The organism is Nocardioides zeicaulis (assembly GCF_042432345.1).
Classification (GTDB): Bacteria; Actinomycetota; Actinomycetes; order Propionibacteriales; family Nocardioidaceae; genus Nocardioides; species Nocardioides zeicaulis.
In genome coordinates, this window is record NZ_JBHLXH010000001.1 from 180,568 (window position 1) to 192,673 (window position 12,106).

Sequence of the window (12,106 nt, forward strand, 5' to 3'; positions counted from 1 at the left end):
CGCCAGCTGAACAGCTCCTCGACGCGGGCACGTCCCGCAGCACCCATCGCCGTACGACGCTCGGGGTCGTCGAGCAGCGCCGCGATGGCCTGCTCCAGCTCGCCGACGTCGCCCGGCGTCACCAGGTCGGCGCACACGCCGTCATCGCCGACGACCTCCGGGATCGCCCCGGCGCGCGAGACGACGAGCGGGGTCGCGCAGGCCATCAGCTCGGCGGTGGGCAGGGAGAAGCCCTCGTAGAGCGACGGCACGCACGCGACCTCGGCGGAGCCCATCACCGCGACCAGCTCCTCGTCGCTGACCCCGCTCACGAACTCGACCCGGTCGGCGATGCCGAGCTGGTCGATGAGCTGCTCGGTGCGCCCGCCCGGCTCCGGCCTGGTCACCAGGACGAGGGACACGTCGCGCTCGACGCTCAGCTTGGCGAACGCCTCGAGCAGGGTGGCGATGCCCTTCATCGGGGCGTCGGCGCTGGCCATGGCCAGGATGCGGCCGGGGACGCGGGCCTCGGTCGGCGGGGCGAAGACCTCGTCGACCCCGAGCAGGATCGTCTGCATCCGGGCCGGGTCGACACCGAAGTCGCGCGCGACGTCGCGGCGCGAGGACTCCGAGGGCGTGAGTATCTTCCGGTAGCGCCGTGCCATCCGCGTCTGCATCCGGAGGAAGCCGTACCAGCGGCGCAGCGTGAGCCGCTTGCGGAAGGTCGGCGCCGTCTGCAGGTCGATGCGGCGGTCCATGGTGATCGGGTGGTGGATCGTCGCGACCACGGGCAGCCCGTAGTCCTCGAGGTCGAGGATGCCGGTGCCGAGCACCTGGTTGTCGTGGGCGACGTCGAAGTCGCCGGCCCGCTCGCGCATCAGCCGCGAGATCCGCGAGCTGAAGGTCTTCGGCTCGGGGAACCCGGCCGTGCACATCGTGAGGAACTCCTCCACGTCGATCCGGTCGCGGAACTCACGCAGCCGCGGGACCCGGAACGGGTCGGGCTCGCGGTAGAGGTCGAGGCTCGGGACCTTGGTCAGCCGCACGCCCTCGTCGAGCTCGGGGTAGGGCTGGCCGGAGAAGACCTCGACCTCGTGCCCCAGGCGCACCAGCTCGCGGGACAGGTGGCGGACGTAGACGCCCTGTCCTCCGCAGTGGGGCTTGGTCCGGTAGGACAGCAGGGCGATGCGCACGCCGCCCATTATGCCTACTCAGCAGTAGCGCCCCTCCGGCGCCGGGGCGGTCAGCCCTCGCTGGAGTGACCGGGGAACACGTGCGCGGACGGGTCGATCACCACCGCGGCGTTGTTGACGGCGGTCGCGGCCTCGCCGAAGCCGACCGCGATCAGCCGGACCTTGCCGGGGTAGTCGGTGATGTCGCCGGCCGCGAACACGCGCGGGAGGTTGGTGCGCATCGCCGAGTCGACGACGACGTGGCGCTTCGACGTCTCGAGGCCCCACTGCTGGATCGCCCCGAGGTCGGCCACGAAGCCGAGCGCGGCGACGAGCGCCTGCGCCTCGAGCACGCGCGGCTCCTCACCGTCGACGGTGACCTCCACCTGCTCCAGCAGCGGGTCGCCGCGCAGGGCGGTGACCTGGGCGTTGGTGACGATCTCCACGTCGGAGGCCTGCACGGCAGCCACCGTGCGCTCGTGGGCACGGAACGCCTCGCGGCGGTGGACGAGGGTCACCGACGCGGCGACCGGCTCGAGGTGCTGGGCCCAGTCGAAGGCGCTGTCGCCGCCACCGACGACGACCACGTCCTTGCCGGCGTACGGCGCGAAGCTGGGCACGAAGAACTCCATCCCGCGGCCCACCCAGCCCTCCCCCGCCGGCAGCGGGCGCGGGCTGAACTTGCCGATGCCCGAGGTGATGAGCACCGCGCCCGCCGTGATCCGGGTGCCGTCGTCGAGGCAGACCACGACGTCGTCGTCGCGGTGCTCGAGGGTGGTGGCGGTGCGGTCGAGCAGGTACGTCGGGTGGGCGGTGCCGGCCTGCTCGACCAGGCCCGCGACGAGGTCGCGGCCCTTGACGCTCGGGAAGCCGGCGACGTCGAGGATCGCCTTCTCGGGATACATCGCGGTGATCTGGCCGCCGAGCTCGGGCAGCGAGTCCACGACGGTGACGTCCAGGCCCCGGAACCCCGCGTAGTAGGTGGCGTACAGGCCCGTCGGGCCGGCCCCGATCACGAGCAGGTCGGTCGTCACGTCGTCCACGCTGCGATCCTGACGGTCCCCGCGCCGCGCCACAAGCCTCGGCTAGAGCGAGTCGAGCTCGCTCACCCGCCAGGCGCCGTCGACGCGCACGAGGGTCACCAGCACCCGGTCGAGGTCGAGCCGCGGCTCGGCGCGCCCGCGCGCGGTGGTACGCCGGTCGACGAGGACGAGGACGCGCGCGTAGTCGGCGGCCGCGTGCACGACGCCGCTGCCCGGGACGGTCACCTCGACCACCCGGTGCTCGCTGCGCGCGTCGGGCGCCAGCCCCGCCATGGTGCGGTCGTAGCGCTCGGCCATGCGGCCCGTCAGCAGCGCCCGGGCAGCGGACCGGTCCTCCGGCAGCGAGCGCCACGAGTAGCCGTAGACCCGCGTCACCGCCTGGTCCGCGGCCTGGAGCACGTCGTCGCGGACCGCGGCCGACACGAGGTAGGCGGCCGGCTGGTCGGCCGAGGTCAGGTCGTCGGCCGCACCGTCCTCGGGCCGGTCGAGCACCAGCCACCCGAGCACGCCCGCGGCGACGAGCACCAGGGCACCGAGGACGGCGCACGCGCGCCTCACCGGACGAACTCCACGTCACGGGTCAGCCACAGCCCGCCCTCGCGGACCAGCTCGAGCCGGATCCGGTAGAACCGCACCTGCGGCCGGTCGGACTTGGCGTTGGTGACGGTGCTGTTGGCCGCCACCACCACGGTGGCGGAGTCGGCGTCGACCTCGCTGACACCGAGGGAGACCACCTCGCCGGTGGACGTCGCCCTCGTGCGGACCGCCCGGCGCACCAGCCGGTCCCGCTGGGCGGCGTACTGCTCGGCGAAGTCGCCGGTGGCGCCCGCCAGCACCGCGTCGGCCAGCGGGTCCATGTCGCGGTGGTCGACGCGGAAGAACGCGAGGACCTCGGCACGCGCGGCCGCCGCCACCGCGTGCTGGGTGCCGGTCAGGTCGTCGTCGGGCGGCGTCGTCGACCTGTTGACGACGACGCACCCGGTCACGAGCGCGACGAGGACGACCGCCAGCGCGGCGGCCAGGGCCCTCCATCCCCATGCACCCACAGCGCGAACCTAGCCCAGCGGGTCGGCCCGGCGCTGCTGACCGGCTGCCTAGACTCCCGTGTCGTGACCCGGCCGCTCCCCCACCTCACCGCGCACCCGTCGGCGATGCTGCTGGCCGCACAGCTGCTGCAGGTGCTGGCGTGGCCGTTCCTCGGCGAGTCCACCGTCGGTCGCGCGTTCCTCGGCGTCATCGCGATGCTCGCGGTCGGCTCCGCGGTGCTTGCGGTCCGCCGCACGCCCCACGTGAGCCGGGTGGTGTTCTTCCTGGGGGCGCCGACGATCGTCTTCACGCTCCTCGACGCGGTGTTCCGCGACACCGACTGGATCACGCTGACGTCGGGGCTGCTGCACGCGCCCTTCTACTTCTACGTCTCCTACGCGATGCTGCGCTACCTGTTCCACGACGACGTGATCACGACCGACGAGTACTACGCCACCGGCGCCGCGTTCACGGTCGTGGCGTGGGGCTTCGCGTACGTCTTCTCGGCCGTGCAGGTCGTGTGGCCCGACTCGTTCTCCAACGCCGCCGGCTTCGACCACACGTGGTTCGAGCTGCTCTACCTGTCGTTCTCGACCCTCACCAGCGTGGGCCTCTCCGACATCGTCGCCGTCGGCGAGCAGGCCCGCTCGGTCGTCATGGTCGAGATGATGGTCGGCGTCTTCTACGTCGCGATGGTCGTCGCCCGCATGGTCGGGCTGACGATGATGCGACGCCGCTGAGCACTCAGCCCTCCCAGCCCGCGGGCCGGTCGCGCTTCGGCAGCCGTGACACGACGAGCCGGTAGGACTCCTCGACCGCCTCGACCAGCTCGTCGTCGGGGATCGCCCCCGCGAGCGCGAGGTCGTTCCAGCCCGACCGACCGATGTAGGCCATGACCGTGACGTCGTCGGGGTAGCGGTCGAGCCACTCGTCGGCGACCTCGCGCGTCGCGCCTGCCTTCACCCCGACCTTGTCGGCGGCGAGGAACGCGAAGATCTTGCCTCGCTCCCCCGGGCCGACCTTGAACACCGGGTGCTCGTGGTCCCACGGGTTGTCGGGCCAGGCGCCCGGGAAGGACGCGCAGAGCTCGTGCATCGCCGCCACGTCCACGCGTCACCCCTCGGGCCGCGATCGCGGCGCTCAGTCGTCGGAGTCCTCGTCCTCCTCGTCGTCGAGGAGGCCCTCCCGCTCGGCAGCCTGCACGATCCGGCGGACGTTGTCGATGGAGCCGCAGTCGGCGTCGAGCTGGGCGTTGCGCTCGGTGGCGAACGCCTCGCCGAGGGTGGCGCGCAGCTGCTCGCCGACCTCCTCGCGCGCCGGGTTGAGGATGGTCAGCTCCTCCTCGGTGAGGTGGTGGTTGAGCACCTTCGCGAGCTCCTCGACCGCGTCGTCGAAGGCCTGCGTGTCGGTGCCCTTGAGCTCGAGGACCGCCAGCATCGCCTCGTGGCCCTCGGCGTGCTCCTCCTCGCCGTGCTCGGCCTCGTGCGCGGTGATGGCGTCCTTGCGCCGCAGCTGGGGGTAGACGTGCTTCTCCTCCGCCTCCGCGTGGGCGACGTGCAGCGCGGCGAGCGCCTTGCGGACCGCGTCGCGGTCGGAGGTGCTGTCGCGCAGGTCGCGCAGCAGCGCCTCGAAGCGGCGGTGGTCGTCGAGGATCAGGTCGATGACGTCACCGGAGATCGGGCGTCCGAGGTCGATGGCAGTGCTCATGCGGCGACGCTAGCGACCTCGCGCGACCATGACACTCCTCATTCATCCCGATGGGTGGGCCTGCCTACGATGGAGCGGTGCCAGGTATCGAGGTGTGGAGCCAGTTCGAGCACGACCCCCGCGCGCCCGCGAACCGGGAGGTGCGCGCCTCCGACCGCGACCGCGCCGTCATCGCGACCGTCCTGGCCGACGCCTTCGCCGAGGGCCGGATCACCCGCACGGAGTACGACGAGCGCACCGACGCCGCTCTCGCCAGCCGCACCCTGGGCGACCTGGTGCCCCTGGTGAGCGACCTCCCCGTCGCCCACGGGCCGCGGTCGACGCCCACCGACCTGCGCCAGCAGGCCGTCCGGAAGTGGGAGAGCGACCGCCGTGAGGCGGTGCTCGGCCTCATCGGGCTGTCGGTCCTGCTCTGGACCATCTGGGCCCTGACCATGTGGGGCGACTTCCCGTGGCCGCTGTTCCCGATGGGCTTCGGGATCATGAACGTGGTGCGCATCGTCGCCCGCAAGCACGACCTCATCGACGAGCACGTGCGCGAGCTCGAGGAGAAGGAGCTCAAGGAGGCCAAGCGGCGCGAGCAGCTCGGCTGAGCCGCGGCGCGCCCACCTCATTCCGCCGCCGCCGTCGCCGCAGTCCTCACTTCGTCGCCGGCGTGCTCGCTTCGCTCGCACGCAGCTCCTCGCTCATCGAGGACCTTCCGAGCTCGTTCCTCGCGCGAGGCCCTCTCCTCACTTCGTCGCTTCCATCATCTGGCGGAGCTCCTTCTTGAGGTCGGAGATCTCGTCGCGCAATCGGGCGGCGACCTCGAACTGCAGCTCGGCGGCGGCCGTCTTCATCTGGTCGGTGAGGCCCTGGATGAGCTCGGCGAGGTCGCTGCTCGGGATGCCGGCGGTGTCGGGGGCCTCGGAGTGGATCCGGGACAGGGCCGGGGTCGGCGACTTGCCGGCCTTGACCCCGCCGGCGCGGCCCTTCTGGCCCACGTCGGCCCAGGTGCGCAGCAGCTCCTCGGTGTTCTCGTCCTCGCGGGCGAGCATCTCGGTGATGTCGGCGATCTTCTTGCGCAGCGGTTGGGGGTCGATGCCGCGCTCGGTGTTGTAGGCGACCTGGATCGCGCGGCGGCGGTTGGTCTCCTCGATCGCGTTCTCCATCGAGGGGGTGATCTTGTCGGCGTACATGTGCACCTGGCCCGACACGTTGCGCGCCGCGCGACCGATCGTCTGGATCAGCGACTTGTCGGAGCGCAGGAAGCCCTCCTTGTCGGCGTCGAGGATCGCCACGAGCGACACCTCGGGGAGGTCGAGGCCCTCGCGGAGCAGGTTGATGCCGACGAGCACGTCGTACTCGCCCATCCGCAGCTCGCGCAGCAGCTCGATGCGCCGCAGCGTGTCGACCTCGGAGTGGAGGTACCGGGTGCGGATGTTGGCGTCGAGGAGGTAGTCGGTGAGGTCCTCGGACATCTTCTTGGTCAGCGTGGTGACCAGGACACGCTCGTTCTTCTCCGCACGGGTGCGGATCTCGTGGATGAGGTCGTCGATCTGGCCCTTGGTGGGCTTGACGATGACCTCGGGGTCGACCAGACCGGTCGGGCGGATGATCTGCTGCACCGTGTTGTCGACGCCGCCGACCCGGTCGAGCTCGTAGTTGCCCGGGGTGGCCGAGAGGTAGATCGTCTGGCCGATCCGGTCGACGAACTCCTCCCAGCGCAGCGGTCGGTTGTCCATCGCGCTCGGCAGCCGGAAGCCGTGGTCGACGAGGTTGCGCTTGCGGGACATGTCGCCCTCGTACATGCCACCGATCTGCGGCACCGCGACGTGGGACTCGTCGACGACGAGGACGAAGTCCTCGGGGAAGTAGTCGAGGAGGGTGTTGGGCGCGCTGCCGGGCTTGCGGCCGTCCATGTGCATCGAGTAGTTCTCGATGCCCGAGCACGACCCGACCTGCCGCATCATCTCGACGTCGTAGGTCGTGCGCATCCGCAGCCGCTGCGCCTCGAGCAGCTTGCCCTGCTTCTCGAAGGTCGCGAGCTGGTCGGCGAGCTCGAGCTCGATGCCCCTGATCGCCTTCTCCATCCGCTCCGGGCCGGCGACGTAGTGGGTGGCCGGGAAGACGTGGAGCTCGGTGTCGTCGGAGACGACCTCGCCGGTGATCGGGTGGAGCGTCATCAGCCGCTCCACCTCGTCGCCGAAGAACTCCACGCGGATGGCGAGCTCCTCGTAGACCGGGAAGATCTCGAGCGTGTCGCCGCGCACCCGGAAGGTGCCGCGGGTGAACGACATGTCGTTGCGGGTGTACTGGATCTCGACCAGCCGGCGCAGCACCGAGTCGCGGTCGTGCTCCTCGCCGACCTTCAGCCGCAGCATCCGGTCGACGTACTCCTGCGGGGTGCCGAGGCCGTAGATGCAGGACACGGTCGAGACCACGATGGTGTCGCGGCGGGTGAGCAGGCTGTTGGTGGCGCTGTGCCGCAGCCGCTCGACCTCCTCGTTGATCGAGGAGTCCTTCTCGATGTAGGTGTCGGTCTGCGGGACGTAGGCCTCGGGCTGGTAGTAGTCGTAGTAGGAGACGAAGTACTCCACCGCGTTGTCCGGGAACAGCTGGCGCAGCTCGTTGGCGAACTGGGCGGCCAGCGTCTTGTTGGGCTGGAGCACGAGCACGGGCCGCTGCAGCTGCTCGGCGACCCAGGCGACCGTGGCGGTCTTGCCGGTGCCGGTGGCGCCGAGCAGCACGACGTCCTGCTCGCCGCCCTGGATCCGGCCCACGATCTCCTTGATCGCGGCCGGCTGGTCGCCGGACGGCTCGTAGTCGGAGACCACCTTGAAGGGGGCCACCCGGCGCTGGAGATCGGTGACAGGACGCATGCGTCGAGCCTACGCGGGGCCACCGACAGCGGCCCCCGTGCGTTCTAGGCTCCCTGCCATGCCCCACCCCGGCCGACCGCCCGACCACGTCCTTGACCTGTTCGCGGCCGAGGGCGTCCTCGAGCCCCTGCCCGGAGGACAGGGGACGACGTGGCGTGCCGGCGACCTCGCCCTCTCACCGGGTCACGGGCCCGAGCGCGACTGGCTGGCCCCGGTGCAGGCTCGGCTGGCGGTGCGGCTCGACGAGGGCTCGCCGCGCCCGCTGCGCCTGGCGCTCCCGGTGCCCGCGCGCGACGGCAACCTGACGGTCGACGGCTGGGCCGCGACCCGCTTCGAGCCCGACACGACGCCGTGCGACGACCTGCCGACCCTGCGCGCCGCCGCGCACCTGCTCCACGCCCACCTCGCCACCGCTGTGCCCGAGCGCCCCGCCGGGCTCGACGCCCACCACGACCGTTGGAGCGAGGCGGAGCAGGCGGCGTACGACCCGCGGCTCGCGCTCGCGGCCGCGGCGGAGCGGACCGAGCCCGGCCTCGCCGCACTCGTCGCACGGCTGGTCGGGGCCCTCGACGGCGTCGAGCCCGCCGACCTCGGCCGCGAGCAGCTCGTCCACCGCGACCTCGCCGGCAACGTGCTGCTCGACGCCTCGGGGATCCCCTTCGTCATCGACTTCTCCCCCACCTGGCGCTCGCCGCTGTGGGCGGAGGCGGTCTGCGTGCTCGATGCCGTGCTGTGGCTCGGCGCGCCGCCGGAGGCGCTCGACGAGTGGACCAGCGGCCGCGCTCGGCAGGCGGTGCTGCGCGCGGCCCTCTTCCGGGTGCTGTCCGACCGGCCGTGCGACGTCGCGCGGTACGCCGGACTCGACCTCGGGTGAGCACTACCCTCGACCCATGGGGACCGAGAAGGACGACGCCGACGCGGGACGACGTACCTGGCACTACGTGCTGGGGTCGGCGTGGCTGTTCTTCGGCCTGGTGACGATGGTCGACGGCCGCACCCTGCTCGGCGCCTGCCAGCTGCTCCTCGGCGTGGTGAGCCTCGCGGCCGCACGCTCGTCGCGCGTCGCGGCGTTCGCCGACGGTCCGCTGTTCCGGCGCCGGCGGGACCGGGATCGGGACCGCGACCGGGTCAGCGCGCCCGGTCGAGGCTGACGACCCGGGTCCGGCCCCGCACCGTCCCGGGTGGGGGTCGTGACTAGATTGTGCGCGTGACCGTGTCCCGCGCGCTGAGATCCCTGAGGCGCGGCCTGCTGGGGCTGCTCGGGCTGCAGGTCGGGCTGGCGATCGCGCTGTCCCTGGTCGACTCCTACCGGCGCCGGGGCAAGAAGCCGAAGCCGTTCCCGGTGACCAGGCCCGAGACGGTCGCGGTCGGCGAGGGCGAGATCACGACGTACACCTTCGGGCGCGACCTCTACGACGACATGCTGGCCGCGATCGACGGGGCCAAGAAGCAGGTCCTCTTCGAGACCTACATCTGGAAGGGCGACGAGATCGGGTGGAAGTTCAAGACCGCCCTGACCGCGGCGGCCGAGCGCGGCGTCGACGTCCACTGCATCTACGACGGCTTCGCCAACGTGGTGGTCTCGCCCGCGTTCAAGCGCTTCGCCCCGTCGCTCAAGGTGCTGCGCTACCCGGTGTGGACCGCGGGCCTGCGGTTCTGGGATCTGCGGCGCTACGGCCGCGACCACCGCAAGATGCTCGTCGTCGACGAGGAGGTGGCCTTCCTCGGCGGCTACAACATCGGGTCGGCCTACGCCACCGAGTGGCGTGACACCCACGTGCGGATCACCGGGCCGGGCGTGTGGGACGTCGAGCGCGCGTTCGCCGACTTCTGGAACCTCAACCGTCGCCACCGGATCAAGCGCGACGAGCGCCCGCTGCTGCTGCAGACCGCCTCCGACTGGGACCCGCAGATCCGCATCCACCGCAACGTGCCGCGGCAGTGGAACTTCCCCATCCGCAGCATGTACCTCGAGGCGATCAACCGCGCGAGCCGCAACATCTGGATCACCACGGCCTACTTCCTGCCCGACCAGGACTTCGTCGACTCGCTCGTCGAGGCCGCGCGGCGCGACGTCGACGTGAGGATCCTGCTGCCGCTGAAGTCGAACCACATCGTGGCCGACTGGATCTCGCGCGGCTACTACGGCCAGCTGCTCGCCGCGGGCGTGCGGATCCTGCGCTTCCGCGACGCGATGGTGCACGCCAAGACCGCCACCATCGACGGCAGCTGGGCCACGGTCGGCACGGCCAACATCGACCGCCTCAGCCTCCAGGGCAACTACGAGATCAACCTCGAGGTCATCGACCCCGACTTCGCCGCCGCGATGGAGCGGGTCTTCGAGACCGACCAGTCGAACTGCCTCGAGCTCACCCTCGACGAGTGGGAGGCGCGCGACCTCAACCGCAAGTTCACCGAGAGCTTCCTCGCGCCCCTGCGCCCCCTGCTCTGAGGCGGGTCCGCGCGTCAGCGCGTGGGCAGGTGGGTCGGCACGCTCATCCGCGGCCCGCGGCGCGGGCGGCTGCGCCCGCCGGCGATCGCGAGCATGGCGGCGCGGCCGCGGTGGGGGCGGTAGGGCTCGAGCAGCACGGCCATCTCGTCGTCGGTGACGTCGTGGCCGACGAGCGCCCAGCCCACCCAGTTGGCGAGGTGGTAGTCGCCGAAGCTCACCGCGTCGGGGTCGCCCAGCACGCGCTGGCGCACCTCCGCGCTGGTCCACACCCCGATGCCGCGGACGGTCCGGAGCCGGCGGTCGGCCTCCTCGGCCGGCACCTCGGTGATCCGCTCCAGCGACGACGCCAGGCGGCACACGGTGACGACGGTGCGCGACTGGGCGGGCTGCACCCCGAGCCGGAGCCACTCCCACGAGGGGATGGCCGCGATGGTGTCGGGCGTGGGCTGCAGCATGAGGCGCAGCGCGCCGACGGGGCCCGGCGCCGGCTCGCCGTGCCGGCGCACGAGCTCGCGGAACGAGCCGAACGCCTGCTTGCCGGTGACCTTCTGCTCCAGGACCGAGGGCACCAGCGACTCCATCACCAGCCCGGTCGCACCGATGCGCCAGTGGGGGTGACGGCGCCAGCCCTCGGCGACCTCCGGGTGGTGGTGCGCCTCGAAGCCGGCGGGGTCGTCGTCGGCGCCGAGCAGGCGGGGCAGGTGCTCCAGCGCCCAGTCGGCCCCCGGGCCCCACGCCCGCCCGAGCACGTCGCCGCTCGACGGGCGGGGCTGGATGCACAGCGTGGCCGCGCCGACCGGCGTACGCATGGCGCGCCAGGTGCGGCCCGCGTCGTCCTCGCGCTGGGTCGGGTCGCCGGCACCGCGGCGCTGCGGGCGGAGCACCTGGGCCGGCGCGCACGGCCACGACGGCACCCAGGTGCGGGTGCGCTCGACGTCGGTGGCCATGGCCCGACGGTAATCGAGCCCACCGACGCCCGGGGCGGATAGGTTGCGCACATGGCAGAGACACCGGACCGGCAGGCCAACCAGCGCGACCTCGAGGAGGGCATCCAGCGCGACTTCTCGCAGTCGATGTCCTACGGCGACTACCTGCGCCTCGACGTCCTGCTCGCGGCCCAGCAGCCCCGGTCCGAGCCGCAGCAGCACGACGAGCTGCTCTTCATCATCCAGCACCAGACCAGCGAGCTGTGGCTCAAGCTGATGATCCACGAGCTCCGCTCCGCCCGCGCGCTGCTGCGCACCGACGACCTCGCCCCGGCCCTCAAGCGCCTCGCGCGGGTCAAGCACATCCAGCATACGCTCACCGACCAGTGGTCCGTGCTCGCGACGCTCACCCCGAGCGAGTACGCCGAGATCCGCCCCTTCCTCGCCACCAGCTCGGGCTTCCAGTCCGCGCAGTACCGCGAGGTCGAGTTCCTGCTCGGCAACAAGAACGCCGACATGGTCAAGGTGCACGCGCACGACGGCGACGCCCGGACGGTGCTCGAGGAGCTGCTCCACGAGCCGTCGCTCTACGACGAGCTCCTCGCCCACCTCTCGCGCCAGGGGTACGCCGTCCCGCAGCGGCTGCTGGAGCGCGACTGGTCGCGGCCACACACCAGCGACCCCGAGCTGGTCGACCTGTTCGCGCAGGTCTACGCCTCGCCCGCCGAGCACTGGGGCGTCTACGAGACCTGCGAGGAGCTCGTCGACGTCGAGGACGCCTTCCAGCAGTGGCGCTTCCGCCACCTCCAGGTCGTCCAGCGGGTGATCGGCCACAAGACCGGCACCGGCGGCTCCTCCGGCGTGGACTTCCTGCGCCGCGCCCTCGACCTCACCTTCTTCCCCGAGCTCTACGAGGTGCGCACCCGCATCGGCGAGTGAC

Annotated in this window: 14 protein-coding genes; 6 read left to right on the forward strand and 8 right to left on the reverse strand. The window is 71.9% G+C overall.

Features of this window, described 5'->3' with window-relative positions; genetic code table 11:
• The 4 genes from ACFFJG_RS00950 to ACFFJG_RS00965 all read right to left on the reverse strand — a co-directional run.
• The coding region (locus tag ACFFJG_RS00950) for a glycosyltransferase family 4 protein (protein ID WP_378516740.1) at window positions 1-1,181 on the reverse strand (1,181 nt) is incomplete at its 3' end.
• Window positions 1,182-1,222: 41 nt separating this feature from the next.
• A complete protein-coding gene (locus ACFFJG_RS00955) occupies window positions 1,223-2,194 on the reverse strand; it encodes an NAD(P)/FAD-dependent oxidoreductase (RefSeq protein ID WP_378516741.1) in 972 nt (323 codons plus the stop codon).
• Between the two features lie 42 nt (window positions 2,195-2,236).
• Entirely contained in the window at window positions 2,237-2,752 is a 516-nt protein-coding gene (locus ACFFJG_RS00960) for a hypothetical protein (RefSeq protein ID WP_378516742.1), read from the reverse strand.
• Complete coding sequence (locus ACFFJG_RS00965) at window positions 2,749-3,240, reverse strand: Rv1363c family protein (protein ID WP_378516743.1); 492 nt, start codon at window positions 3,238-3,240, stop codon at window positions 2,749-2,751. Before ACFFJG_RS00965 ends, ACFFJG_RS00960 begins: the two co-directional genes overlap by 4 nt.
• Window positions 3,241-3,303: 63 nt before the next feature.
• On the opposite strand from ACFFJG_RS00965, the gene ACFFJG_RS00970 reads away from it, so the two are divergent.
• The gene (locus ACFFJG_RS00970) at window positions 3,304-3,960 is read left to right on the forward strand and encodes an ion channel (protein ID WP_378516744.1); all 657 of its coding nucleotides are present in this window, start codon (window positions 3,304-3,306) and stop codon (window positions 3,958-3,960) included.
• 4 nt (window positions 3,961-3,964) lie between these two features.
• On the opposite strand, the gene ACFFJG_RS00975 is transcribed toward ACFFJG_RS00970, so the two are convergent.
• Together ACFFJG_RS00975 and ACFFJG_RS00980 are read right to left on the reverse strand one after the other, a co-directional pair.
• The gene (locus tag ACFFJG_RS00975) at window positions 3,965-4,315 is read right to left on the reverse strand and encodes an MmcQ/YjbR family DNA-binding protein (RefSeq protein ID WP_378516745.1); all 351 of its coding nucleotides are present in this window, start codon (window positions 4,313-4,315) and stop codon (window positions 3,965-3,967) included.
• Between the two features lie 45 nt (window positions 4,316-4,360).
• Window positions 4,361-4,927: a hemerythrin domain-containing protein gene (locus ACFFJG_RS00980; protein WP_378516746.1), complete on the reverse strand. Its 567-nt coding sequence runs from the start codon at window positions 4,925-4,927 to the stop codon at window positions 4,361-4,363.
• Window positions 4,928-5,004: 77 nt separating this feature from the next.
• On the opposite strand from ACFFJG_RS00980, the gene ACFFJG_RS00985 reads away from it, so the two are divergent.
• Window positions 5,005-5,520, forward strand: a complete 516-nt coding sequence (locus ACFFJG_RS00985) for a DUF1707 SHOCT-like domain-containing protein (protein ID WP_378516747.1) — start codon at window positions 5,005-5,007, stop codon at window positions 5,518-5,520.
• Window positions 5,521-5,658: 138 nt separating this feature from the next.
• On the opposite strand, the gene uvrB is transcribed toward ACFFJG_RS00985, so the two are convergent.
• Entirely contained in the window at window positions 5,659-7,788 is a 2,130-nt protein-coding gene (gene uvrB / locus ACFFJG_RS00990; protein WP_378516748.1) for an excinuclease ABC subunit UvrB, read from the reverse strand.
• A gap of 58 nt (window positions 7,789-7,846) precedes the next feature.
• Between uvrB and ACFFJG_RS00995 the strand changes: the two genes are divergently transcribed.
• From ACFFJG_RS00995 to ACFFJG_RS01005, 3 genes are read left to right on the forward strand one after another with little or no spacing between them, the layout of a single operon-like run.
• Complete coding sequence (locus ACFFJG_RS00995) at window positions 7,847-8,662, forward strand: aminoglycoside phosphotransferase/kinase family protein (protein ID WP_378516749.1); 816 nt, start codon at window positions 7,847-7,849, stop codon at window positions 8,660-8,662.
• A gap of 16 nt (window positions 8,663-8,678) precedes the next feature.
• Window positions 8,679-8,939: a hypothetical protein gene (locus ACFFJG_RS01000; protein WP_378516750.1), complete on the forward strand. Its 261-nt coding sequence runs from the start codon at window positions 8,679-8,681 to the stop codon at window positions 8,937-8,939.
• A 56-nt stretch (window positions 8,940-8,995) separates the two neighbouring features.
• Entirely contained in the window at window positions 8,996-10,240 is a 1,245-nt protein-coding gene (locus ACFFJG_RS01005; RefSeq protein WP_378516751.1) for a phospholipase D-like domain-containing protein, read from the forward strand.
• A 14-nt stretch (window positions 10,241-10,254) separates the two neighbouring features.
• On the opposite strand, the gene ACFFJG_RS01010 is transcribed toward ACFFJG_RS01005, so the two are convergent.
• Window positions 10,255-11,187: a DNA-3-methyladenine glycosylase family protein gene (locus tag ACFFJG_RS01010; protein ID WP_378516752.1), complete on the reverse strand. Its 933-nt coding sequence runs from the start codon at window positions 11,185-11,187 to the stop codon at window positions 10,255-10,257.
• 51 nt (window positions 11,188-11,238) lie between these two features.
• Here ACFFJG_RS01010 and kynA point away from each other — a divergent pair, with 51 nt between their 5' ends.
• Window positions 11,239-12,105 (forward strand): tryptophan 2,3-dioxygenase, encoded by an 867-nt coding sequence (gene kynA, locus ACFFJG_RS01015; protein ID WP_378516753.1) that lies wholly within the window; start codon window positions 11,239-11,241, stop codon window positions 12,103-12,105.
• Window position 12,106 lies beyond the last annotated feature (1 nt).

What these genes read in the sequence shown, in the direction of transcription:
- ACFFJG_RS00975 (WP_378516745.1), bottom strand. Translation starts at nt 4,315, where the DNA reads ATGCACGAGCTCTGCGCGTCCTTCCCGGGCGCCTGGCCCGACAACCCG.
- ACFFJG_RS00980 (WP_378516746.1), bottom strand. Translation starts at nt 4,927, where the DNA reads ATGAGCACTGCCATCGACCTCGGACGCCCGATCTCCGGTGACGTCATC.
- uvrB (WP_378516748.1), bottom strand. Translation starts at nt 7,788, where the DNA reads ATGCGTCCTGTCACCGATCTCCAGCGCCGGGTGGCCCCCTTCAAGGTG.
- ACFFJG_RS00995 (WP_378516749.1), top strand. Translation starts at nt 7,847, where the DNA reads ATGCCCCACCCCGGCCGACCGCCCGACCACGTCCTTGACCTGTTCGCG.
- ACFFJG_RS01000 (WP_378516750.1), top strand. Translation starts at nt 8,679, where the DNA reads ATGGGGACCGAGAAGGACGACGCCGACGCGGGACGACGTACCTGGCAC.
- ACFFJG_RS01010 (WP_378516752.1), bottom strand. Translation starts at nt 11,187, where the DNA reads ATGGCCACCGACGTCGAGCGCACCCGCACCTGGGTGCCGTCGTGGCCG.
- kynA (WP_378516753.1), top strand. Translation starts at nt 11,239, where the DNA reads ATGGCAGAGACACCGGACCGGCAGGCCAACCAGCGCGACCTCGAGGAG.